Annotated in this window: 23 protein-coding genes and 1 pseudogene; 11 read left to right on the top strand and 13 right to left on the bottom strand. The window is 63.2% G+C overall.

Annotated features, from left to right (window positions below; translation table 11 throughout):
* Positions 1 to 121 precede the first annotated feature (121 nt).
* The 9 genes from IAE36_RS05255 (at position 122) to ureG (ending at position 6,825) form a co-directional block, all read left to right on the top strand.
* Complete coding sequence (locus IAE36_RS05255; protein WP_201210804.1) at positions 122 to 1,036, top strand: site-specific integrase; 915 nt, start codon at positions 122 to 124, stop codon at positions 1,034 to 1,036.
* Positions 1,037 to 1,265: 229 nt separating this feature from the next.
* The gene (locus IAE36_RS05250; protein ID WP_201210946.1) at positions 1,266 to 2,099 is read left to right on the top strand and encodes an urease accessory protein UreD; all 834 of its coding nucleotides are present in this window, start codon (positions 1,266 to 1,268) and stop codon (positions 2,097 to 2,099) included.
* 10 nt (positions 2,100 to 2,109) lie between these two features.
* Positions 2,110 to 2,412 carry an urease subunit gamma gene (locus tag IAE36_RS05245; protein ID WP_028634238.1) on the top strand — a complete coding sequence of 101 codons (303 nt, stop codon included), beginning with the start codon at positions 2,110 to 2,112 and terminating at the stop codon, positions 2,410 to 2,412.
* Positions 2,413 to 2,431: 19 nt separating this feature from the next.
* On the top strand, positions 2,432 to 2,749 hold the full coding sequence (locus IAE36_RS05240; protein ID WP_028634237.1) for an urease subunit beta: 318 nt from the start codon (positions 2,432 to 2,434) through the stop codon (positions 2,747 to 2,749).
* Positions 2,746 to 4,449 carry an urease subunit alpha gene (gene ureC / locus IAE36_RS05235; RefSeq protein ID WP_201210790.1) on the top strand — a complete coding sequence of 568 codons (1,704 nt, stop codon included), beginning with the start codon at positions 2,746 to 2,748 and terminating at the stop codon, positions 4,447 to 4,449. The genes IAE36_RS05240 and ureC overlap by 4 nt, the downstream gene beginning before the upstream one ends.
* Before the next feature lie 10 nt (positions 4,450 to 4,459).
* Positions 4,460 to 4,951 carry an urease accessory protein UreE gene (gene ureE, locus IAE36_RS05230; protein ID WP_201164855.1) on the top strand — a complete coding sequence of 164 codons (492 nt, stop codon included), beginning with the start codon at positions 4,460 to 4,462 and terminating at the stop codon, positions 4,949 to 4,951.
* Between the two features lie 18 nt (positions 4,952 to 4,969).
* The gene (locus IAE36_RS05225; RefSeq protein WP_060481915.1) at positions 4,970 to 5,515 is read left to right on the top strand and encodes a HupE/UreJ family protein; all 546 of its coding nucleotides are present in this window, start codon (positions 4,970 to 4,972) and stop codon (positions 5,513 to 5,515) included.
* Positions 5,515 to 6,189: an urease accessory protein UreF gene (locus IAE36_RS05220; protein WP_201210788.1), complete on the top strand. Its 675-nt coding sequence runs from the start codon at positions 5,515 to 5,517 to the stop codon at positions 6,187 to 6,189. The genes IAE36_RS05225 and IAE36_RS05220 overlap by 1 nt, the downstream gene beginning before the upstream one ends.
* 12 nt (positions 6,190 to 6,201) lie before the next feature.
* Positions 6,202 to 6,825 (top strand): urease accessory protein UreG, encoded by a 624-nt coding sequence (gene ureG / locus IAE36_RS05215; protein WP_201210787.1) that lies wholly within the window; start codon positions 6,202 to 6,204, stop codon positions 6,823 to 6,825.
* Positions 6,826 to 6,837: 12 nt separating this feature from the next.
* On the opposite strand, the gene IAE36_RS05210 is transcribed toward ureG, so the two are convergent.
* The 11 genes and pseudogenes from IAE36_RS05210 to IAE36_RS24000 all read right to left on the bottom strand — a co-directional run.
* Complete coding sequence (locus tag IAE36_RS05210; protein WP_201210785.1) at positions 6,838 to 9,027, bottom strand: LTA synthase family protein; 2,190 nt, start codon at positions 9,025 to 9,027, stop codon at positions 6,838 to 6,840.
* Between the two features lie 136 nt (positions 9,028 to 9,163).
* A complete protein-coding gene (locus IAE36_RS05205; protein ID WP_201210783.1) occupies positions 9,164 to 10,444 on the bottom strand; it encodes a hypothetical protein in 1,281 nt (426 codons plus the stop codon).
* Positions 10,445 to 10,489: 45 nt separating this feature from the next.
* The gene (locus IAE36_RS05200; RefSeq protein WP_201210781.1) at positions 10,490 to 11,248 is read right to left on the bottom strand and encodes a hypothetical protein; all 759 of its coding nucleotides are present in this window, start codon (positions 11,246 to 11,248) and stop codon (positions 10,490 to 10,492) included.
* A gap of 45 nt (positions 11,249 to 11,293) precedes the next feature.
* Positions 11,294 to 11,974 (bottom strand): C39 family peptidase, encoded by a 681-nt coding sequence (locus tag IAE36_RS05195; protein ID WP_028634228.1) that lies wholly within the window; start codon positions 11,972 to 11,974, stop codon positions 11,294 to 11,296.
* A 61-nt stretch (positions 11,975 to 12,035) separates the two neighbouring features.
* Positions 12,036 to 13,457 carry a hypothetical protein gene (locus IAE36_RS05190; RefSeq protein ID WP_028634227.1) on the bottom strand — a complete coding sequence of 474 codons (1,422 nt, stop codon included), beginning with the start codon at positions 13,455 to 13,457 and terminating at the stop codon, positions 12,036 to 12,038.
* 50 nt (positions 13,458 to 13,507) lie between these two features.
* Positions 13,508 to 14,086: an adhesin gene (locus IAE36_RS05185; RefSeq protein WP_201210779.1), complete on the bottom strand. Its 579-nt coding sequence runs from the start codon at positions 14,084 to 14,086 to the stop codon at positions 13,508 to 13,510.
* A 1-nt stretch (position 14,087) separates the two neighbouring features.
* Positions 14,088 to 14,522, bottom strand: a complete 435-nt coding sequence (locus IAE36_RS05180; protein WP_028634225.1) for a hypothetical protein — start codon at positions 14,520 to 14,522, stop codon at positions 14,088 to 14,090.
* A 296-nt stretch (positions 14,523 to 14,818) separates the two neighbouring features.
* Positions 14,819 to 15,370, bottom strand: coding sequence for an AAA family ATPase (locus IAE36_RS05175; protein WP_201210777.1), 552 nt, complete (start codon positions 15,368 to 15,370; stop codon positions 14,819 to 14,821).
* A complete protein-coding gene (pnuC, locus tag IAE36_RS05170; RefSeq protein WP_060481923.1) occupies positions 15,367 to 15,933 on the bottom strand; it encodes a nicotinamide riboside transporter PnuC in 567 nt (188 codons plus the stop codon). Before pnuC ends, IAE36_RS05175 begins: the two co-directional genes overlap by 4 nt.
* A 106-nt stretch (positions 15,934 to 16,039) precedes the next feature.
* The gene (locus IAE36_RS24005) at positions 16,040 to 16,774 is read right to left on the bottom strand and encodes a methyl-accepting chemotaxis protein (RefSeq protein WP_428829806.1); all 735 of its coding nucleotides are present in this window, start codon (positions 16,772 to 16,774) and stop codon (positions 16,040 to 16,042) included.
* Positions 16,775 to 16,912: 138 nt separating this feature from the next.
* Positions 16,913 to 17,584 (bottom strand): annotated as a pseudogene (locus tag IAE36_RS24000) (cache domain-containing protein); the annotation flags it as partial.
* Between the two features lie 386 nt (positions 17,585 to 17,970).
* Here IAE36_RS24000 and IAE36_RS05160 point away from each other — a divergent pair.
* Both IAE36_RS05160 and IAE36_RS05155 read left to right on the top strand, forming a co-directional pair.
* Positions 17,971 to 18,801: an undecaprenyl-diphosphate phosphatase gene (locus IAE36_RS05160; RefSeq protein ID WP_060481934.1), complete on the top strand. Its 831-nt coding sequence runs from the start codon at positions 17,971 to 17,973 to the stop codon at positions 18,799 to 18,801.
* Positions 18,794 to 19,207 (top strand): DUF1294 domain-containing protein, encoded by a 414-nt coding sequence (locus IAE36_RS05155; protein WP_201210773.1) that lies wholly within the window; start codon positions 18,794 to 18,796, stop codon positions 19,205 to 19,207. Before IAE36_RS05160 ends, IAE36_RS05155 begins: the two co-directional genes overlap by 8 nt.
* A gap of 27 nt (positions 19,208 to 19,234) precedes the next feature.
* Here IAE36_RS05155 and IAE36_RS05150 read toward each other — a convergent pair whose 3' ends face one another.
* Positions 19,235 to 19,594 carry an MmcQ/YjbR family DNA-binding protein gene (locus IAE36_RS05150; RefSeq protein WP_201210771.1) on the bottom strand — a complete coding sequence of 120 codons (360 nt, stop codon included), beginning with the start codon at positions 19,592 to 19,594 and terminating at the stop codon, positions 19,235 to 19,237.
* A 65-nt stretch (positions 19,595 to 19,659) separates the two neighbouring features.
* A complete protein-coding gene (locus IAE36_RS05145) occupies positions 19,660 to 21,765 on the bottom strand; it encodes a TonB-dependent receptor (RefSeq protein WP_201210769.1) in 2,106 nt (701 codons plus the stop codon).
* Positions 21,766 to 21,774: the final 9 nt, after the last annotated feature.

Here is a 21,774-nt window from a genome sequence, read left to right as displayed (position 1 = left end):
CACTGCCTTAGGTCGTAATGACCCTACCAGCCGCGAGTCCGACTGACTCGCATCATGTCGCTTTGACTCGTTTCATCTTAAGATGGCCCTGGCCACTTGCCGCTGCCACAGGATCCACGTTTTGCCCGATCTTCCTAACAACCCGTTGCTGCAATACATGGCCCGGCTGGCGCCGTCCAGCCAGCAGACCATGCGCTACGTTCTTCAGGACACAGCCGACCGGCTTGGCTTCGTCGACTGCAACCTTGCCGACGTCCCCTGGCACAAGCTGGAGCCTGGCCACGTGATTGGGCTGGTGTCGGCCCTGCGCGAAGACGGCTATGCCCCCAACAGCTCATCGCTGTATGTGAATGCCATTCGTGGGGTGATGAACGAAGCCTGGCGCCAGGGGCTGATCGAGCATGAACACTTGCAGCGCATGCGCGAGGTGAAGCCTGCCACTGGCACCCGGTTGCCGCCTGGGCGCAACCTGCGGCGCAGCCTCATTCGCGAGCTGATGGATGCCTGCGCCGCCGACCCCCGCCCGCAAGGGGTGCGGGATGCGGCAATCATTGCCCTGCTGTATGGCACCGGCATGCGCAAGTCCGAGTCGGTGGACATCAACCTGGACCAGGTGGATTTCCAGGAGCGCAGCCTGCAAGTGGTGGGCAAGGGCAACCACCAGCTGATCAAGTACGCACCGCCGTGGGCCTTCGAAAAGCTGCAGGCCTGGTTGAGCCTTCGCCGCGAGGCGTTACCTGCCGGCGCAGAAGACGACCTGTTTCTGTTCAACCGCATCCGCCGTGGCAACCACATCACCCGCGCGCGCATCACCAAACATGCGATTTACTACATCGCCCGCCAGCGGGGTGCACAGGTGGGCGTGAAAATCATGCCCCATGATTTTCGCCGGGCCTTCATCACCCGCGTCATCGAAGAGCACGACCTGTCGATCGCCCAGAAGCTCGCCCACCATGCCAATATCCAGACCACCGCCATTTATGACCGGCGTGACGACAACGAGCGGCGTCGTGCGGTAGACCGTTTCGACTATTAACCCGCCAGGCACTGAAACAGCGCCGCCAGCCGCCCTTGGATAGTGCGCCGTGCCCGACACCGGCGCAGGCCTGCCACAGGTTTAATCTGAGTTCACCTGCGGAGTTGGCCCGCAACCTGCTATATCCAGCCTGAGAATTTGATCGAGTGGTCAGGCCGTGCGCATACCGATATGCGCCAGCCTGGCCCTCGCAACGGCCATCAAGGCCACGGATTTCAGGGGCCGCAGGATGTCGCTGGCGGAGCATATTGCAACACATACCGATGAAGCCGGGTGGAGCGCCTACCTGCAACTGCGCTTCATTGTGCGCGATGGCGTGACCCGCCTTGGTGCGCGACGCCATTACGGACCCCTTTTGGTGCAAAGGCCGTTTTACCCGGAGGGTGCGCCATGTCATGTGTACGTGCTGCACCCGCCTGGGGGCATTGTCGCCGGCGACCGGCTGGAGCTGGACATTCACCTCGACCCCGGCAGCCACGCGTTGCTGACCATGCCCGGGGCCAGCAAGTTCTATCGCAGCATTGGCCCCACCGCGCGCCTTGCCCAGCACTTTCACCTGGGCGCTGGCAGCACGCTGGAATGGCTACCCCAGGACAGCATCTTCTTCTCTGGCGCCCGGGCCAGCCTGGACAGCCGTTTCACCCTGGCGCCAGGCGCAAGGCTGCTGGCTTGGGAAACCCTGTGCCTGGGCCGGCCGGTGATGAACGAGCAGTTTTTGCAGGGGGCGCTCGACAGCCGGTTGCGCATCGAACTGCCCGGCGAGCCTGGCCTGCACGAGAGGCTGCGTATTACGGGGGGCCGCCTTCAAAAGCTGGGTGGCTATCCGCTGCTGGCGACCCTGTGCGCTGCACCTGCCGATCAGCACACCCTCGACCAGGTACGGCCCTTGCTCGAAGCCCTGGGTAACCCGGGTGGCGCAACCCTGCTCGGGTCGCTGCTGGTGATCCGCCTGCTCGACCACGACAACCAACACTTGCAACACACCCTGCAATGCCTGTGGCGAGTGCTGCGCCCGGCCGTTCTTGGCCTGCCAGCCTGCCCACCGCGTATCTGGGCTACCTGAGAGAGCACCCATGGAGCTGACACCAAGAGAGAAAGACAAGCTGCTGCTGTTCACTGCTGCGTTGCTGGCAGAGCGGCGCCTGGCCCGCGGCCTGAAACTCAACTACCCCGAAGCGGTGGCGTTGATCAGCGCCGCTGTGCTGGAGGGCGCACGCGATGGGCGCACGGTCGCAGAACTGATGAGCCTGGGGCGCGAAGTGCTGACCCGGGAGCAGGTGATGCCCGGCATCGCCGAAATGCTCCACGACGTGCAGGTGGAGGCGACCTTCCCCGACGGCACCAAGCTGGTGACCGTGCACGAACCCATTGTCTGACTACGCCCAGGGTACCCCCATGATTCCAGGTGAAATCCAGGTCGCCGAGGGCGACATCGAACTCAACGCCGGGCGTGACACGGTCAGTGTCAGCGTGGCCAACCACGGTGACCGGCCGGTGCAGGTCGGCTCTCATTACCACTTCTATGAAGTCAACCAGGCCCTGGTGTTCGACCGTGAGCCCACTCGCGGTTTTCGCCTGGACATCCCGGCCGGTACGGCGGTGCGTTTCGAGCCGGGCCAGGCGCGCACCGTGCAGTTGGTGGCCTATGCTGGCAAGCGCGAAATATACGGGTTCCAGGGCAAGGTAATGGGCGCGCTGGAGGGCAGGGCATGAGCCGTATTTCCCGGCAGGCCTATGCGGACATGTTCGGCCCCACCGTGGGGGACAGGGTGCGCCTGGCCGACACGGCACTGTGGGTCGAAGTAGAACAGGACTACACGCTGTACGGCGAAGAGGTGAAGTTCGGCGGCGGCAAGGTGATCCGCGACGGCATGGGCCAGGGGCAGATGCTGGCGGCGGACGCCATGGACCTGGTGCTCACCAACGCGCTGATCATCGACCACTGGGGGATCGTCAAGGCCGATATCGGCATCAAGCACGGGCGCATTGCTGTCATTGGCAAAGCCGGCAACCCGGATGTGCAACCTGGCGTCACCGTACCGGTTGGCCCGGGCACCGAGGTGATCGCGGCCGAAGGCAAGATCGTCACCGCAGGTGGGGTGGACTCGCACATCCATTTCATTTGCCCGCAGCAGGTGGACGAAGCCCTCAACAGCGGTGTCACTACGTTCATCGGTGGCGGCACAGGCCCCGCTACCGGCACCAATGCCACCACGTGCACCCCAGGCCCCTGGTACCTGGCGCGCATGCTGCAGGCGGCCGACAGCCTGCCGATCAATATCGGCCTGCTGGGCAAAGGCAATGCCTCGCGCCCCGAAGCCCTGCGTGAACAGATCGCCGCAGGGGCCGTTGGCCTCAAGCTGCATGAAGACTGGGGCTCGACGCCAGCGGCCATCGACTGCTGCCTTGGCGTGGCCGAAGAGATGGACATCCAGGTGGCCATCCATACCGACACCCTGAACGAGTCAGGGTGCATCGAGGACACCCTCGCGGCCATCGGTGACCGCACCATCCATACCTTCCACACCGAAGGCGCCGGCGGCGGGCACGCCCCGGATATCATCCGGGCGGCAGGGCAGGCCAACGTACTGCCGTCTTCCACCAACCCGACGCTGCCCTATACGGTCAACACGGTGGACGAGCACCTGGACATGCTGATGGTCTGCCATCACCTGGACCCCAGCATCGCCGAGGATGTGGCCTTCGCCGAATCGCGCATCCGCCGTGAAACCATCGCCGCCGAGGATATTCTCCACGACATGGGCGCGTTCGCCATGACCTCGTCCGACTCCCAGGCCATGGGCCGGGTAGGGGAAGTGGTGCTGCGCACCTGGCAGGTGGCGCACCAGATGAAGCTGCGCCGGGGCCCGCTGGCCCCGGATACCGCCTGCAGCGACAACTTCCGGGTCAAGCGCTACATCGCCAAGTACACCATCAACCCCGCGGTTACCCACGGTATCGCCCATGAGGTGGGCTCGGTGGAAGCCGGCAAGCTGGCCGACCTGGTGCTGTGGTCGCCGGCGTTCTTCGCGGTCAAGCCGGCCCTGGTGATCAAGGGCGGGATGATCGTGACAGCGCCCATGGGCGATATCAACGGCTCTATCCCCACCCCACAGCCTGTGCACTACCGGCCCATGTTCGGGGCGCTGGGCGCAGCCCGGCATGCCACGCGCATGACGTTTCTGCCCCAGGCCGCCATCGACCGCGGGCTGGCACAGGAGTTGAACCTGCGCAGCCTGATCGGTGTGGCCCGGGGTTGTCGCCGGGTGCGCAAGGCCGACATGGTCCATAACACCCTGCAGCCAGTGATCGAAGTCGACTCGCAAACCTATCAGGTGCGTGCCGATGGCGAGCTGCTGGTGTGCGAGCCGGCCACGGAACTGCCCCTGGCCCAGCGTTATTTTCTGTTCTGAAGGAGCACTGATGATTGTCCTTACCCGCCGTATTTCAGACCCCGGCGCCCATGCTGAAACCGGCACCGTCACCCTGGACGTCGACAGCCGTATCAAGAGCCGCCTGCGGGTGACCCTGGACGATGGCCGCGAGGCCGGGCTGATGCTCGACCGCGGCCACCTGCTGCGTGGGGGGGAGTGGCTGGCCGACGCTGCAGGTACCCAGTGCATTCGTGTGCTGGCGGCGCCGGAGGCGGTGTCGACGGTGCGCTGCAGCGACCCGCACCTGCTTGCCCGGGCTGCCTATCACCTGGGCAACCGCCATGTGCCGCTGCAAATCGAGCCCGGCCTGTTGCGCTTCCAGCATGACCATGTGCTGGACGACATGCTGCGTGGCCTGGGGCTGACGGTGGAGGCCGAACAGGCCCCCTTCGAACCTGAGGCGGGGGCCTACCAAAGTGCGCCCCATGGCCACAGCCACGGCCATGATCATCCGTTCGTGCGCCTGCCTGCCCATTCCTGAACTGCACTGGAGCTGATAATGAAAAAGACCCTGCCACTGTTGCTGCTGATGCTGGCCGTACCCGCTTTCGCCCACCCTGGGCATGACACCAACCCCTTGCAGGATGGCCTGCTCCACCCGCTCACCGGCCTTGACCACCTGCTGATGCTGCTGGGTACCGGCGTGCTGGCCGCCCTGACCCGGCGCAACCTCACCCTGCCACTGGCGACCCTGGCCGCGATGTTCGCCGGTGCGGTGTGTGGCCACCTGTTCGGTGGTGTGCTGGGCATGGAAACCCTGATTGCCGGCTCGCTGGTGGTCGCCGGTGCTGCCCTGCTGCTGCCAGGGCGGCAGGTACTGCTGGCCATGGCCATGCCGATGTTCGCGTTGTTCCACGGTTGGGCCCACGGCGTCGAAGCCACGCCAAGTGCCTTCTGGCAGTTCAGCGCAGGCTTTGTGCTGGTCAGTGGCCTGCTGTTGGCCGGCGGATTTGCCGTTGGCTGCCTGCTGCGTCGCCACACCGGGCTGCAGAAAGTGTTCGGCGGCGGCTTGCTGGCCAGCGCCGCCATGGTGCTGGCCGGTTGATGAGCAGCGACCTGGCGTTACTGCGCTTGCTGCAGCTGGTCAGCCCTGGCCTGCCGGTAGGTGGTTTTACCTATTCGCAAGGCCTTGAGTGGGCGGTGGAAGCTGGCTGGGTGAAGGACCTGGCCGGGTTCACTGCCTGGCAGCGCGAGCAGATCGACGACACATTGGCCTGCCTCGACTGGCCGGTGCTGGTGCGCCTGTACCACGCCTGCCTGGCCGAGGATGCTGCGGCGTTCGAGCACTGGAGCCGCTTCTTGCTCGCAAACCGCGAAACCGCCGAATTGCGCCTGGAAGAGCAGCAGCGCGGCGCGGCGCTGGCACGTTTGCTCGACGGCTGGCAGTTGGGCCAGGCCCCGGCTTGGCGAACCAGCCTGGAGATGACCCAACTGGGTGGCATGGCCTGGTTGGCAGCCCAGTGGGCCATCCCCCTGCGGCAGCTGGCCCTGGGCCATGGCTTTGCCTGGCTGGAGGGCGCCGTCATGGCTGGGGTCAAGCTGGTGCCTTTTGGCCAGCAGGCGGCCCAAACACTCTTACGCGACTTGAGTGTTGAGTTACCTGCAGCCTTCGACCACGCGCTGATGCTGGAGGATGAGCAGATCGGCGGCGGCTTGCCGCTGTTGGCCATCGCCTCATCGCGTCACGAAACCCAATACACCCGTTTGTTCCGTTCTTGAGGACTGCCTGAAATGCAAAGCTATCAACAACCCCTGCGCGTCGGTGTCGGTGGCCCGGTCGGCTCTGGCAAGACTGCATTGCTCGAAGCGCTGTGCAAGGCCATGCGTGACCACTACCAGATCGCCGTGGTAACCAATGACATCTACACCAAGGAAGACCAGCGTATCCTCACCGAGGCCGGCGCCCTGGAGCCCGAGCGTATTGTCGGCGTCGAAACCGGTGGTTGCCCGCACACGGCGATCCGCGAAGATGCCTCGATGAACCTGGCCGCCGTAGAGGCCTTGGCGCGCAAGTTCGGCAACCTGGAAGTGATTTTCGTCGAGAGCGGCGGTGACAACCTGAGCGCGACCTTCAGCCCAGAGCTGGCTGACCTGACGATCTACGTGATTGACGTGGCCGAAGGCGAGAAGATCCCGCGCAAGGGTGGGCCAGGTATCACCAAATCGGACTTCCTGGTCATCAACAAGACCGACTTGGCGCCCTATGTGGGCGCATCGCTTGAGGTCATGGAACGTGATACCCAGCGCATGCGGCCACAACGGCCCTGGACCTTCAGCAACCTGAAAAAAGGCGAGGGCCTGCAGGCGATAATCGATTTCATCGTCGAGCGCGGCATGCTGGGTGTGCGCACCTAGCCCGCCATGCCGTCAACCCGCGTGGGCGACAGGGGCGTCGGTCAACTCATCCAGGCCGTCATCCTCACCCGGCAGCGCGGTGATCACGCTGAAGTCACTGACTTCCACCTGGCCACCGCCGTAGCCAAGCAGGTGAAATGAAAAGGCCTTGCGCTCAACGGGGTTGTCGAAACGGAACTCCATTTCAAGCGGCTTCTTGGTGGTTACCTTTACCTCGGCGGGCAGGCCCAAGGCCACTTCCTGCTCCATTTGCTTGGCCTTGAGCTGGATGAATGCTGCCCGCTTGGGGTCGAGTGAGCGCACCTTGACCCTGACGCGCGTGTGCGAGCCCTGTGGCATTTCCAGATACTGAGCGCCAATCAGGTTGTCGGCCCAGTCGTCGTGAATACGCTTGCGCAGCTGGATGGGGGAGGGGCCGCCGAACTGGTAGCGCAGGTTCAGTGGGGTCTGCAGCAAAGACTGGTCGAGTACCGCCGCCAATGCACCGACCTGCTGGCCCAGGTAGCTATCGCCCTGGCCCAGATAGCGGGCCTTGTCGGCGATGAAACCGTCGCTGGCATAGCGCCGGCAGCGCTGCTGGAAATCACACTCGGTGAACACCCCCTGCCCGTTGTGATAGCGCAGCATGCCATTGGTGAACGAGATCATCTCGCGGCCAGTGTCGTAATCCCGATACAAGGAGCGCCCACTCAGGGCCAGGGGGATGGGCAGCGCGAAATAGTCGAGTACGGAGGTGGCCAGGTCAACATGGCCGTAGGTGCCTGACTTGAGGGTTGGCAGCAAACGCTGCTCGGGTGCCAGGGTCAGGTTGAAGCCCCAGGACGAGGCAAGGCGCACACCGTCAATGCCATGGGATTCATCCGAGGTGACCACCACCAGGGTGTCCTTGAGGACGCCCTGGCGCTCCAGGGCGTCCAGGAAACCGCCCAGGGCGTCGTCCAGGTAGGCGACGGCCGCCTGTTTGGGGGTGTCGTAACGGGCCAGGTAATCCGCCGGTGCCGAATAGGGCTGGTGAGTGCCAACCGTGAGCAGGGTCAGCATCCAGGGCTGGTCCTGTTTGCGCAGCTGGCCCACGTAGTCCAGAGCACCTTCGAAGAAGGCGCGGTCATCCTTGCCCCACGGGAAATCCAAGTAGTTACGGTTGCCGAACCATTCCACGCCATGCACGGATTCAAAGCCGATGTGCGGCATGATGCGGTCCTTGGCCATGAAGCGCAGGCCCGCCCCTTGCAGATAATGGGTGGTAAAACCGGCCTGGCGCAGTTGGGCAGGCAGGCACGCCTGGTTGCGCTCGGCCTGGGTCAGCAGCTCTACGCCTTTGGGGGTGCCATTGGCCAGTTTGTCGTAGTCGCCGCACAGCATGGCGTAGAGCCCACGGATGGTCTGGTGGGTGTGCAGCACGTAGTCCGGGGTGTTCATGCCCCGAGCCGCCCACTGGCCAAGCCTGGGCATGAGGTCTTCATCGAAGCGGCTGTGCAACGCCTCGCGATTAGGGCGCACGTAGGCCCCTGGGATGCCTTCTACAGTGATGATCAACACGTTGCGGGCGCTGCCGGTGGCGGCCAACAGGCGCTGGCCGTTCAGGTCGGCCTGGGTCAGCCCGGTACTGGGTAGGGGTGTGAAAGGCGCGCGCCCCTCGACAAGACGTTGCAGGTTGCCCACGCCCGCAGACAACACCTGGTGGCCAAGGTTGTACTGGCGCCATTGATCGGCATCCGAGGGCGCCAACTGCTGGCTGCCCCAGTGAATGGCAAACAGGCCCATGACACCGGCCCACGCACTGCGCGGCAACGGCGCGCCGGGTTGGCCACGGCTGCGCCATGCGCAGACCAGCCAGGTTAGCAGGCCTGCGCCCAGCAGGCCGGGCAGCCAGGCGTGCGCGAGGCTGCCGCCGGTGGAGTTTTCCATGAACTGCGGGTCGAACAAATAGGTCAGGTCGGCGCTGGTCGGCAGCCTGCCCACCGCGCTGACCAGCTCGGCCGAAGCCACCCAGAGGCCCGCCCAGGCCAGCAAAACCGGCAAGCCCAGCCACCAGGGGCGGCGATACAGCAACAGCAGCAGAACCCCGCCCAGGGCAAGGTCCGACACATAGCCAAGCGGGTTCGACCAGCCAAGCACGGTGCGCGCAACCAGGGGGATCACCAGCACCAGCATCGCCAGGGCGATCAACCGGGTGCGTGGGCGGTCTGACAGGCTCTTCACAAAAACTTCCCTTTTGCCATTAAAACGTCATGCATCTGTGCTGGATGATAACAGGCAAGGGCGCTCGGAAGCCTTTGTGCAAAGGCCTGCCACACAAAAACCGAGCCCGCACAGGCGGGCCCGGTGTGTGCAACCATCAGAAGTAATAGGGGAATTTCAGGCTGAACGAGAAGTCCGGGGCGTCATCGGTCAGACCGATGGACAGGTTGGGTACGATCGTGAGGTTGTTGCTGGCAGCGAAGGTCATGCCGATGTTGAAGTTGGCGGCGTTGTAGTCGCTGTTGGAGATGGTTTGCCAGTCACCACCATCGGGCTTGATCTTGCTCTTGCGGCCGATCTGGTCCGACACCGAGAACGACATGCTCATTTTTTCGTTCAGGGCAAAGGCGATACCGCCACCGATCTGCCACGAGTCACCCAGCTTGACGTCGCCCGGCACCTTGCTGTTGACCTGCGGGCTGATGTCACTGAACGAATCTTGCAGGTTATAGGTATATGACAGGCTGCCGAACAGCACCGCCGGGTCGAAGGTCTTGACCAGCGAGATACCGGGGGTGATGGACCACACGCCATTGCCGGTCGGCAGGCTTTCAGGTACCGAGAGGTTGTCGTTGCCAGCCACCTGGCGCAGTTTGATGCCATACGGGTCCTTGCCGGTGGGGGCCTTGACCCGCAAGGTGGCAACGGCATCCGGCCAGCTCTCGGACTCGTCGAGGAACTTGTAGGCAACGCCCACGTTGATGTCGCCGATTTCCGGGTCACGCGTCACGCTGGCATCGGACGTGGTGGGCCCGGCGCCACCGGCCCCCCCGGAAGAGTAGGTGGACTCGCGGTAGATCACCGGCACGTTGACGTCGAACTGCCAGCGTTGAGCCAGGTTGTAGCGGGCGGTCAGGTCCAGGGTCCAGTTATCGGCCTTGATGCGGTCCAGGTTGATGTTGCCGAGGAAGATCGAGTCCAGGGCCAGGAAGCCGTTGAGGGTCAACGCACGGGTGTCGTAATGGGTGTAGGTCAGGCCGGTTTCCAGGCTGAACTTGCCACCGCCGAAGAAGCCACTGGCCTCGTCGTACAGGTTGGACACGCTCTGTGCAGGCTCCGAGTCTGCTGCCAACGCCTGGCCGTAGGAGCTGCCGGTGGTGCCAGGGGCCCCGGTGGCCACGGTCTGGCCACCCTTGACGCGTTCAGCCGGGGATTTCACCAGGCGCTTGGGCGGCGGGGCGGCAGGGGTTTCCTCAACCTGACGCACTCGCTGTTCCAGTACCATCAGCGCCTGCTGCTGGGCCTCGTAGCGGCGCTTGAGCTCTACCAGTTCCTGTTTCAATGCTTCTACCTGCGGATCTACAGCGGCGTACAGCGAGGTGGCGGGTGCCAAGGTAGTCAAACAAACAACCGCTTTGAGCGTTAACGATCGTTGCATGGAATTGCCGTCCCTTCCGACTGCTTTGATGAGACTGAGCGTAGATCAGTATCCGAAAGTGCGAAGACCTTTAAGTTGGTCCAGGCTGCCATTGAGCGACGCGGCCGCAGGCAGGTTGTCGCGCATCACCACATTCAACGAGGTCACGTTGTTCACGAAGTTGCCATTGCCCAGCAGTGTGGTGTTCTGCATCAGCCCGCCCTGGGCCAGCCGTTGCACGGTGCTCCCCTGATTATTGTTGGCGTTGATGTTCAACTGCACGCCCACGCCGCTGGACGATACGCTGAGCGCACCGGCGCCATTTTCACCCACCAGTGTCTGCCCGGCGGCCAGCGCCTGGCCCTGAGGCTGGAACACGGGCGCCTCGTTGGCCTTGGTGACGTTCACATCGACATTGTTGTAGGCGCTGTTGTTGTCACCGGCGGCGCGTACCACCTGGGTGACCCCTTGTGTCGTCCCCAGCCCGCCGCCACCGGTTACCGTACCGGTACCTTGAGCGCCTGCCGGGGTACTGGCATGGGCACTGGTGGGGACTTTTTCATCGATCATCGATACGTAGAACTGAGGTTTGATTGTGGATTGCTGCACCTGCAGGCTGCTGGTGGCGCCAATCACCTCACCCTGGGCGTTCTGCCAGGTGCTGCTCATGACAATGCCGAAACTGACGATGCGCCCCGGCATCACGAAGCGCCCGCGCAGGTTCGCCAGCTCCTGGTCCTTCAGCTCGACGGGCTTGAACGTTTCGGCGTGGATGGGCAGGCTGGCGGCAAGACAGGCCATGGCCAGCCAGATTGGGGTCTTCATGGAATGCTCCCCGGCGCATCATGCACCTTGTCATTGGAAGAGGCGTTAGAAGAAGTCGCTTTTGATGAAACCAAAGTCCAGCAGGTCTGCGTCTTTGACTGGCGTGAAGCCATCCAGGCGGCCCTTGGCGGTGAGCGGCAGCGGTGGGTCTATCAGCGCGTTGTCTTTGTCGTACCCTTGGCCGATCACGGCAAAGATGATGCCGTTCCAGCCTTTGATGAAGTCATCGACCCTGTAGCGTTTGTGCCCTAGCACGGGGTCACCGATGTATACCCAGCCCCTGTCGACCTTCTGCATGACCACGAAGTGCTTGTAGCCACGGATGTCCATCAGCACCACCACCGGGATGCGCACGTCGTGCAGGGTATCGGGTGCTACCCGGTAGCCACGGGCACGCATGCCCAGGCTCTCCACGTAGCGTTTCATGTCGAGCATCGAGAAGCCTTGCGTACGCACCAAGTCCTGGTCGGCGTGGGCGAGCATGCCCTCGATGATCTGATGTTCGTCCACATCCAGCCAGTAGGCTTGGCGCAGGATGGTGGCCAGCGCGGCAGCACCGCAGCTGAAATCGGTTTTTTGTTGCACCAGGTCGACGAACTTGCGTTCGCGCACACTCTGGATCGGTTTGAACACCACGGCACCGCCGGGCAATACAGACAGCGGCATCTGCGCGGCTTCGCTCACGCAGGCCACGCACAACAGGAACGCCAAGGCGATGGTGCGCATGATCGGTTGCCTTCTGGTGTGTTGGGGATAGGCCCTCCGAAGAGGGCCTTTGGCACGCCACTTAGAACGAGGTGTTGGAGATGGCCAGCGAGTTGCTCTGCTGGTTGCCCACACCTGCCGCCACGTTCACGCCCAGGTTGCCGCTGCCGCCGTTCACCGAACCGCTGAGGGTTGCAGTGTTGGTAACAGGGTTGGCCCAGCCGGTCGGGGTCAGCACTTGGAAGGACACGGTATTGCTCAAGTCGTAAGCGCTGCTTTCGCTGTAGCTCTTGGCAACGTCGTTCGAGGACTGACTGGCTGCTTGGCCAGACTTCTGATACGCCGAGGCCGAGGCGTTCTCGTACGACGAGTCATGCGACTTGGTGTACGAAGAGTCACGCGACTTGTCATAGGACGATTGGTGGGTTTTCTCGTAGTTCGAATCGAAGGCTTTTTCGAACGAGGAGTCATAAGCGCTTTGCTGCGACTTGTCGATCGAGGCGTTCAGCGAGGCATTCAGCGAGCCGTCGACGCTGTTGGTGCGGGTGCGGTCGCCGTTGCCGTTGTTGACGGTTACGGTGCGCGTGGCATCCGCTGCAGCTGCGAGGGTGGCGGTCAGGTTGGCACTGCTGGACGAGCTGGCGCTGCCGCTGGCCGAGCCGTTCATGCCCCAGCTGTTCGAGCCGCTGGCACTGCCGCTGTTGGAGCCGCTGGCGTTGCTGGAGTGCGAGCCGCTGGCGTTCCAGCCGTTCGAACCGCTGGAGCTGGCGCTTTGCGAGCCGGCCAGGCTGAAGTTGGACGATGCGCTGCGGTTGTCGGTGGAGTTCAGGGTGCCTTCGCGCGAACTCGAGCCGGTGGCCGAGGTGGTGAAGGTCAGGGTGTCGACACGGTAGGTGCGGTCGGCGCCGTTGTTGACCACCAGGCCTGGGCCATTCTGGTCGGCCTTGGCGGTGGCCGTGGCGTTACCGATGCCAGCGTTGGTGTTGGCGATGGCCATGCTGTTTTTCTGTTGGTTCAGGTCGCCGCCGGCAATGTTGATGCCCACGTTACCCGAGCTGCCCTCGCCCGAGCCGCTCATCACGGCCGAAGACTGGGTAGACCAGTTGTCGACACGGTTGTTGTTGCTGTACTGGCTGACATCAGCATTGGCTTCGGCAGTGCCGAACACGAAGCTGTTGTCCAGGGTGGAATCAGCCGCCGCATTGGCGATCGCCGACGCGTTGCCCTGCTGGTTGCCATTACCGGACGCCACGTTGACACCCACGTTGCCGCTTGCGCCCGTGGCCGAGCTGCTCATCTCGGCCTGGTTCACAGTGCCCTGGTTGGTGATGGTGTTGCCGGTGCTGCGCTGGGTATCCAGTGCATCGGCTTTGGCCGAAATGGGCAGCCAGGTGGTGCTGCTGCCGTTATGGTAGGTGCGGCCGTTCTGATCAGCTTGTGCAGCTACAGCCATGACCGCCGCAATTGCGAAAACCAGAGGCTTGAGTGCCATCGAAGGTTTCATGGTGATTCTCCGTGCTCTTAAGGGTTAAGTGTCGTTCTTAACGAAAAGGGTCAATCCGCGACCCGTATGCTCAAGGTGTTGGCCATGCGGTTTCCCACCCCGGCACTCTGGTTCAGCTGTACCACCCCACGGCCACCGGTGAACGCCTGGTCACTGGTCGTGACTTGGCGATGGCCGGCCGAGATGGCAGCTGAATCGGAGTTGTTGAGCAGCGCCACGTTCTGTTGCATGAGGACGCTGTCGTCGATGCTTTGCGGTTGTACACCGGTACTGATACGCAGGGCGTTGGCCTGCTGCGTGCCGGCACCGGCACTCTGGTTGACGCCCAGGGCGCCACTGCCATTGCTGAACGCAGTGCCACCGATACTGGCCTTTGCATCCATGGCCGGGTCAGCCGGTACGTTCAGGCGCTGACGGACCTGGGTACTGGCGCTGGCGCCGTGCCCGGCTGCGAAGGCGCGGGCGTTGGCCTGCTGCTGCATGTCGCCCGCCGCCTGGTTGACCGTCATGTTGCCTTGGTAACCGCTGCCCGAGTTGTCGATGTCGGCGGTGTTGTTGACCGCGGCCGGTGGCTGGGCGAAGGCCGGCGCGCCGCACAGCGCGGCCAGCAGAAGCAGCATGGGCTTCATCTCACTTGCCTCCCGTCAGGATCTGCAGAGGGGCCAGGCCTTTCTGCACGCTTGAATTGACCATGTTGGAAATACCGTTGCCCGAGCCTGTCCCTCTGCCTGCGGCCAGGTTGGGCAGTTGGTTCTGATGCGACAGGTTGCCCCCCAGGTGGTCGGTCTGTTGGGTGATGAGCGAATTGATGCCAGCGCCGCTGCTGATGTTGGCGAAGTCGCCATCGCTCAGTTCGTTGGTTTGCCTGAGCACGTGAGCGACGGGGTTGGCGTTGACGGTGGTCGGGGAGGGGTCAGGCTGCAGAGGGGGGACTACCGCGTTGCGGGTCTGCACATCACGGGTGATCACGATGATGCCGTTGTCGGCCTGGGCCGACAGGCTCAGCGAGCCCAGCACGCACCCGATCAGCATCAGGTGGTTGAGGCGGTGGTTGATCTTCCTCACGACGGCGTTCCCTCTTCAGCCGCTGGCCTTGTTCAGCGATGCGCTAGGCAGAGCAGAAGCCGTGCCGCTTTTGATAACTGCACCAATATCAAGGGCTTGAGCGTTCTGGAGGGGTGATGAGGTGGGGATGTGTGTCAGCCCTGATACAGCGCACCGCCACCCAGGGTGGGCGGACAGCTGCAATGGCCTCAATCTTGAAGGGGAAACTTGGCTGTTTCAGCGCCTTGACACTCTGCTGCAATTAACACCAAAGCCCCTGAATGCGGGGTATTCGGGAGCTGGCGTGTGTCACGTGCTTAACACTGGGGCAGGTATGGCCTCGCGCAGCGCCCCATCAGGATGGAGACTTGCTCGGCGGCCACCTGCTGACGCTGTTCCCAGGTGCCCTCGATGACATGGTAGGCCTGCTGGTGGCGTTGCAGCCACTGCAGGCTGTCGTCGAAGAACTGCTGGCGGTCCTGCAGCGCCGGCTGGCTGCGTTGGCCATCCGCTATCCAAGGTACCCCTTGAGGGCTGAGCAACAGGTGCAGGTCGTAATGCCGCGCCAGCAATGCCTGCTCCAGCCACGGCGGGCACGCCGCAAACAAGGCTTGGCTCCACAGCATGTTGCTGAGCAGGTGGGTGTCGAGGATCAGCAGTGGCGGGGCCTCTGCACGTGCGTCATCTTCCCAGGCTAGTTGGCCGCGGGCGATGACCGGGATATCGGCATAACAGGTGTCCCGCCCTTGCTGGTCGATGAAGTAGCGGACGTACTCGCCTACCACCACACCCCCGAAACGGGCCTGGATCAACCCGCTCAACCAGCTCTTGCCACTGGATTCCGGCCCGCACAGCACCACGACCTTCATGGTTGCGCCAGCGCCGGGTCACGGCGCCACTCCAGCCAGCCGCGCAGGGCGATCAAGGTCAGCACTACGAAGAAGCCCGCCGTGAAGTAGAGCTGCTGATGAAGGTACTGGCCGACGTAGGCGATATCGACCACTACCCACAGCGGCCAGCACTGCACACGCTTCTGCGCCATCCACAATTGCGCGACCAGGCTGAACCCGGTCAGGGTGGCATCCAGCCACGGCAGCGCGGCATCGGTGAAGCCGGCCATGCTGGCGCCCAGCCCTGCGCTCAGCACCAGGCCGGCGGCCAGGCCGGCGACCATTGGCAATGGTGCTAGGCGAGAGACCCGGCGCGCCTCTTCAGCGCGCCCAGGCCGCTTCCATTGCCACCAGCCGTACAGCTGCAAACCGGCGTAGGCAACCTGCAGCAACATGCCCGAGTACAGCTTGACCTCATAGAACAACCAGCCGTAGATCAGCACGGCGATCAGGCCGATGGGCCAGCACCAGGTGTTCTGCTTGACCGTCAGCCATACAGCGGTAACGCCGAGGACGGCGGCGATGAGTTCAAGGCCGGACATCGGCGATCCTTGGATAAATCGGGGAGGGGCGCGATTGTAGCCGTTCGCAGGGGTAAGGTGTAGGGCACAGGCTGCGGTCCAGCCTGTGCCTACCGCGCTGCGTGTATCAAACCCGGAACTGGCGCAGCAACTGCTCAAGGTCCTGGCTCAGGCGGCCCAGGGCCAGGCCCGCATCGCTTGACTGGCGCGCCGCTTCGGCGGCCTGCTGAGAAAGCCCAGCGGTATCCAGTACATTGCGGTTGATCTCTTCCACGACGTGCGACTGCTGTAACGTGGCGCTGGCGATGGACGCGTTCAGTGCGGTGAGGTTGTTCAACACCAGGTTGATTGCATCCAGGCTGGCGCCAGCTTCACGGGCCTGCTCGACGGTTTGGCGCGACGCTTCGCTGCTGGTGTCGATGGCCTTCACCGCCGCATCGGACTGGCTTTGCAGGTGCTCGATCATGGTGTGGATCTCAGCCGTCGACTGGGCGGTCCGCTGGGCCAGCAGCCGCACTTCGTCAGCGACCACGGCAAACCCTCGGCCCTGTTCACCGGCGCGGGCGGCTTCGATGGCGGCGTTGAGTGCCAGCAAATTGGTCTGCTCGGCGATCGAGCGGATCACCTCCAGCACACCCCCTATACGCGTGCTGTGCCCGGCCAGTTCACGAATGACCTGCACGGCCTGGTCGATGGTCATCGATAGCCGGTCGATTTGCGCCAGGCTGCCGTGGATAGCCTGCTGCCCATGGGCCACCTGCTGCTGGGCTGTGCGCATCTCGCCCGCCGCCTGCTCGGCCGTCTTGGCCACATCCTGCACGGCGTAGGTGACTTCGTTGACCGCCGTGGCCACCTGGTCCATCTGCAGCGACTGCTGGGCACTTTGATGTTGAGCGGCCCCGGCGTTGTCGCCCACATGGCCGGCCGAACGTGCCAGTTCATGGGCCGCCCCCTGCAGTTGGCCGACCACGCCCTGCAGCTTGCCGTTAAAGCGGTTGAAGTGTTCACCCAGGTGGGTGATTTCGTCCCGGCCATGGGTGTCCAGGCGCCGGGTAAGGTCGCTCTCGCCGCTGGCGATGGTGCCCATGGCTTCTACCGCCTCTCGTAAAGGGAGCGCGATACTGCGGGCTATCAGCCGCACCACCACGGCCAGCACCAGGGCGATAACCAGGCCCAGCAGCGATGCATCGCGCACCTGGCGGGCAAATTCGGCCTGCACGCCGTCGATATATACACCTGAACCGATGATCCAGCCCCAGGGCTTGAACAGCTGAATATAGGAAGTCTTGGCAACCGGCTCACTGGCACCGGGTTTGGGCCAGCGGTAATTGACCGGCCCGGCATCCTGTTGCCGTGCGAGCGCAACCATTTCGTTGAATACAGCGAAGCCGTCCGGGTCACGGATACCCGACAGGTCCTGGCCGTCGAGCTTGGGGTTGGTCGGGTGCATGACCATTTTCGGCCCCAGGTCGTTGATCCAGAAGTAGTCGTCGTGGTCGTAGCGCAGTGCCCGCACCACCTGCAACGCCTGTTGCTGAGCGGCCTCCCGGCTGAGCGTGCCGGCTGCTTCAAGCCCATGGTAATACGCCAGCACCCCGGCCGCAGTCTGCACCACGTGGCGGGTTTTTTCGGCCTTGGCCTGGTACAGGTCGCCGTGGATCTGGCGCAGCATCAGCAGCCCCAGCACCACCAGCATGGCCACCGACACCAGCAGAATCAGCCACAAGCGGCTGCTGATCGACATCGATCTCAACGTCTTCATTCAGGTGCTCCCGTTTGTTCTTTTTATTCAGGTGCATCCAAGCACGGCTGGCTACGTGGCCCCACTCGACCAATGGCTAAGTGCTATCTCAGAAATAGTCTGCAGCAGGTCGCGTAAAGCCAATGCAAAGAGCCTCTGCTAGCATCTCGGCCGCGCAAGATGAAACCTTTAGGGGGCGTGAACTTTTCTTCTGGCTTTGTGACCAACAGGCGCTGTAAAAATGCCGGGCCGCGTGCGGCGACCTAAGCAAATCAAGAACAAGGGGCTTGTCACGCGCAAGCTTCATCGGGGGAATGATGGATTTTTGGACTGCCTTTCAGGCAATCATATTGGGCGTGGTCGAAGGGCTGACGGAGTTTTTGCCAATCTCCAGTACCGGCCACCAGATCATCGTTGCCGACCTGATCGGGTTTGGCGGCGAACGGGCCATGGCCTTCAACATCATCATTCAGCTGGCCGCCATCCTGGCGGTGATGTGGGAATTTCGCAGCAAGATCTTCGATGTCGTCCGGGGCTTGCCCAGCCAGCCGCGGGCCAGGCGCTTCACCGGCAACCTGCTGCTGGCGTTCCTGCCTGCGCTGGTGCTGGGTGTATTGTTCGCCGACATGATCCATGAATACCTGTTCAACGCCATCACCGTGGCAGCCGCGCTGGTGGTGGGTGGGGTGATCATGCTCTGGGCCGAGCGCCGCCAGCACACTGTGGAGGTGGACCATGTGGATGAAATGGGCTGGGGCCATGCGCTGAAAATTGGCTTCGTCCAGTGCCTGGCGATGATCCCGGGTACTTCACGTTCCGGCTCCACCATCATCGGCGGCCTGCTGTTCGGCTTGTCGCGCAAAGCGGCCACCGAGTTTTCATTCTTCCTGGCAATGCCAACCATGGTCGGGGCAGCGGTGTATTCCGGCTACAAGTACCGGCACCTGTTCCAGCCGGATGACTTGCCCGTGTTCGCATTGGGGTTCGTGACCTCGTTCATTTTCGCCATGATCGCCGTGCGCGCCTTGCTCAAGTTTATTGCCAACCACAGCTACGCAGCGTTTGCCTGGTACCGGATCGTGTTCGGGTTGCTGATCCTGGCCAGTTGGCAGTTCGGCTGGGTCGACTGGACTACCGCCCATGCGTGACCAGCCAAGCCGCCACGCTCAGGCGGGTGTGCGCAATGTGCGCCTGAAGCTGCTGCTGTTGGGCGTATTGTGCCTGCTGCCGGGGCTTGGGGCTGCGCGCATGGCCTGGAACGATCAAACCTGGTGGCCACTGGCGCTGTACCCGGCCATGAGCCTGATCAGCCTGCTGCTGTACTGGCGCGATAAGCGCCAGGCCATCAGCCAGGGCTGGCGCACGCCTGAGAAGCTGTTGCACGCCAGCGAGCTGTTGGGCGGCTGGCCGGGTGCACTCGTGGCGCAGCAACTGTTCAGGCACAAGACACGCAAGGTGTCGTACCAGTTACTGTTCTGGCCCATTGTGCTGCTGCATCAGGTGTTCTGGGCCGACTGGCTGTTTTTCCAGGGGCGCTATCTGCCTTTGGGGTAATCGGTCGTTCACAGGCCTGCGGGTGGGTCAGGGCCTAAGACCCACCTGCAAGCGCTTGGGCAAACGCTGCACCACCAGCTGGTGCGAGCGCAGCAGCAGGTCGCTCAATTCGTCGCGGCCCATGGGGTAGGGCGGCGCCATGCTGACCCAGCGGGCCCGCGCCAGATAAGGCGCAGGCCGTACCCCAGGCCGATCGCAATAGCCCAGAAACAGCTCATCGGCCACCTTGAACGATAGCCCCGCCCCCGCCAGGTCAAGCACGGCGAACATTTTATTGCCTGCCACCGAAAACACGCGGATACCGCCCCACTTATAGTCCTCGCGCGCCCCAGGCAGGCTCAGGCAGTACGCAGCCACTTGCGCTTCACTCATCGTCTTGGCAGGCATGGTGTTCGTCTCTTGCACGGTCACCGTGATCAAACCAGCGCTGGGTGCGCCGCGCAAGCGCTGCCTCACCAGTCCAGGGTATAGGCCAGGCTGAATGTTCGGCCTTCGGCGTTGGGGTAAGGGGTTCTGCCGTTTGCCTGGGTGAGCAGGGTTTCGTAGCTGCGGTTGGTCAGGTTGTGGATGCTGCCTTCCAACCGGCCCTCGGGCAGTTCCACCGAACCTATAAGATCGAGCAGGGTGTAGCCGTTGATCTGCCGGCCATTGTTGTCCCGTGCCGCCGCGTTGTAGTCGGCCAGACGCATGCCTTGCAGGCGCACGCTGTAGTCGTCGTTGGCGTACGCCACAAACAGCGTGGTCTTGGCGGGCGCGATGCGGGTGGCTGGCAAGTCGATCCACTTGCCGTTCTGCTCGGTTTCGCCCTTGGAGTAGGCGTAGGTGCCACCGGTAGACCATTGGTCGGTCAGGTACCAGGTGAGGCTGCTCTCGATACCGCGTACGCGCTCTTTCTGGTTGATCAGGCGCAGGACGCGGTCGTTGGCATCGTAGAACTGGGTTACGTCCGAGGTGTTGTTGTACACCGTCACCTGCGCCTGCACCGGGTTCCAGTTGCCGCGCCAGCCCAGCTCGTAGCTGTCTACCTTGATCGCCTGGGCATTGAGGTTCTGGATGTTGTAGGTGCTGTTCACGTCGCGCAGAAAACGCTGGATATCCGGCAGTGAAAAGCCCTGGCTGAAGTTGGCGAACACGTCCTGGTTTTCAGTGAAGTGGTAGACCGCACCCAGGTTGTACAAGGTGGCGTCGTACTTCAGCGTGTCGCCCGGTAGCGTGGCGCGCCGGCCGGTCTGGACGATCTCGCCGTAGGCAATGCTGTCATCGACCTTGCTCTGCACCCACTCGCGGCGCACGCCGCCGCGGAATGTCCAGTCCGACACATCCCAGGCCACCTGGGCAAACAGGGCTCGGGTGGTGGTTTCCAGGTCTGGGCCTAGCTCGTAGGTGGTGCCAGTTTTACGGTAGTTCAGGCCATTGACGGCGTACTGATCGCCGCGCTGACGCGCAAACTCGTGGCTGTAGTCCGCACCCCATACCAGGTTACCGGAGCCAGAGCCGATGGCTGGTAGCGGGGTATCGATGGCCGTGCGCAGGCCATACACCGTGGTTTGGCTGTCTGTGGCCGATACGCCGGCGCGGCCCCGGGAGATGTCGGGGAAAAACAAGGCATCGGACTTGCGCCAGTAGCTTTCTACGTTCAGGCCCTGGCCAAAGAAGTCCTTCTCGGTGTAGTTGAGGTTGGCGGCGCGGTTGTGGGTGGACGGCTGGTCATCCAGGCTCAGGCCTTTCACCGCCACGGCCTCACGCCTGTTGCTGGGGTCTTTGGTGTAGTCGGTATCCTGCTTGTCGCGGTAATCCTGCAGGCCCAGCGTCAGCTTCTTGGTTTCGTCCAGTTCCAAACCGAACCGACCTTGCAGGTCGTAGGTGTCGGTGTCCATGTTCGAGCCCTGGGAGGTGTCCTGAGGGATACGGTGGCCTTTGGCATCGAACTGGTCGTTACGCTGGGTGTAAGCCCCGGAAAGGTACCAGTCCGCAGGGCCCTGCCGGCCGGTAGCGCTCTGGAACCCCTCATAGGTGAAACCTTTGCGGCTGAGGTTGTCACCGGCAGTGATCCCCAGCTTGCTGGTGAAGGCCAGTGGCTCGCCCTGGTTGCGCTTGGTGATGATGTTGATCATGCCGCCAGAAGCGCCGGCACCGTACACGCTGCTGGCGCCTGAAATCACCTCGATGCGCTCGATGCTGTCGGGGGAAATGCTGTTCAGTTGGCGGAAATTATCGCGTGTGGCGTTTTGCGAGACTCCGTCGATCAGGACCAGCATGTTACGGCCACGCAACGTTTGCCCGTAGTTGCTCATGCCGCCACTGGACGGCGCGATACCGGGGATCAACTGGCCCAGGATGTCGGCGACCCGGCGCCCGGCGCCCATCTGTTCGCGGATCTGGGGCGCGTCGATAACCTGCACTGAGCCGGGAATGGACGCGATGGTGGATTCCACACGCGTGGCGGAGGTTACGGTGGCCTGTAACTGGACAGCGGTGTCGTTCGAGGCTTCCTCAGCCCAGGCAGGCAGGCCAGCGGCGGTTAACGAAATCAGCAGCGAGAGTCTGGAAAGTTTCATGGCGGTGTT

The organism is Pseudomonas sp. S36, assembly GCF_016647875.1.
Lineage (GTDB): Bacteria > Pseudomonadota > Gammaproteobacteria > Pseudomonadales > Pseudomonadaceae > Aquipseudomonas > Aquipseudomonas parafulva.
Note: the sequence above shows the minus strand (reverse complement) of the source record. Positions and strands in the feature narration are given on the sequence as shown.

Coding starts and splice junctions, on each gene's coding strand:
- IAE36_RS05250 (WP_201210946.1), top strand. CDS start 1,266: ATGTCGCTGGCGGAGCATATTGCAACACATACCGATGAAGCCGGGTGG.
- IAE36_RS05245 (WP_028634238.1), top strand. CDS start 2,110: ATGGAGCTGACACCAAGAGAGAAAGACAAGCTGCTGCTGTTCACTGCT.
- IAE36_RS05240 (WP_028634237.1), top strand. CDS start 2,432: ATGATTCCAGGTGAAATCCAGGTCGCCGAGGGCGACATCGAACTCAAC.
- ureC (WP_201210790.1), top strand. CDS start 2,746: ATGAGCCGTATTTCCCGGCAGGCCTATGCGGACATGTTCGGCCCCACC.
- ureE (WP_201164855.1), top strand. CDS start 4,460: ATGATTGTCCTTACCCGCCGTATTTCAGACCCCGGCGCCCATGCTGAA.
- IAE36_RS05225 (WP_060481915.1), top strand. CDS start 4,970: ATGAAAAAGACCCTGCCACTGTTGCTGCTGATGCTGGCCGTACCCGCT.
- IAE36_RS05220 (WP_201210788.1), top strand. CDS start 5,515: ATGAGCAGCGACCTGGCGTTACTGCGCTTGCTGCAGCTGGTCAGCCCT.
- ureG (WP_201210787.1), top strand. CDS start 6,202: ATGCAAAGCTATCAACAACCCCTGCGCGTCGGTGTCGGTGGCCCGGTC.
- IAE36_RS05205 (WP_201210783.1), bottom strand. CDS start 10,444: ATGCAACGATCGTTAACGCTCAAAGCGGTTGTTTGTTTGACTACCTTG.
- IAE36_RS05200 (WP_201210781.1), bottom strand. CDS start 11,248: ATGAAGACCCCAATCTGGCTGGCCATGGCCTGTCTTGCCGCCAGCCTG.
- IAE36_RS05195 (WP_028634228.1), bottom strand. CDS start 11,974: ATGCGCACCATCGCCTTGGCGTTCCTGTTGTGCGTGGCCTGCGTGAGC.
- IAE36_RS05190 (WP_028634227.1), bottom strand. CDS start 13,457: ATGAAACCTTCGATGGCACTCAAGCCTCTGGTTTTCGCAATTGCGGCG.
- IAE36_RS05185 (WP_201210779.1), bottom strand. CDS start 14,086: ATGAAGCCCATGCTGCTTCTGCTGGCCGCGCTGTGCGGCGCGCCGGCC.
- IAE36_RS05175 (WP_201210777.1), bottom strand. CDS start 15,370: ATGAAGGTCGTGGTGCTGTGCGGGCCGGAATCCAGTGGCAAGAGCTGG.
- pnuC (WP_060481923.1), bottom strand. CDS start 15,933: ATGTCCGGCCTTGAACTCATCGCCGCCGTCCTCGGCGTTACCGCTGTA.
- IAE36_RS24005 (WP_428829806.1), bottom strand. CDS start 16,774: ATGGACCAGGTGGCCACGGCGGTCAACGAAGTCACCTACGCCGTGCAG.
- IAE36_RS05160 (WP_060481934.1), top strand. CDS start 17,971: ATGGATTTTTGGACTGCCTTTCAGGCAATCATATTGGGCGTGGTCGAA.
- IAE36_RS05155 (WP_201210773.1), top strand. CDS start 18,794: ATGCGTGACCAGCCAAGCCGCCACGCTCAGGCGGGTGTGCGCAATGTG.
- IAE36_RS05150 (WP_201210771.1), bottom strand. CDS start 19,594: ATGCCTGCCAAGACGATGAGTGAAGCGCAAGTGGCTGCGTACTGCCTG.
- IAE36_RS05145 (WP_201210769.1), bottom strand. CDS start 21,765: ATGAAACTTTCCAGACTCTCGCTGCTGATTTCGTTAACCGCCGCTGGC.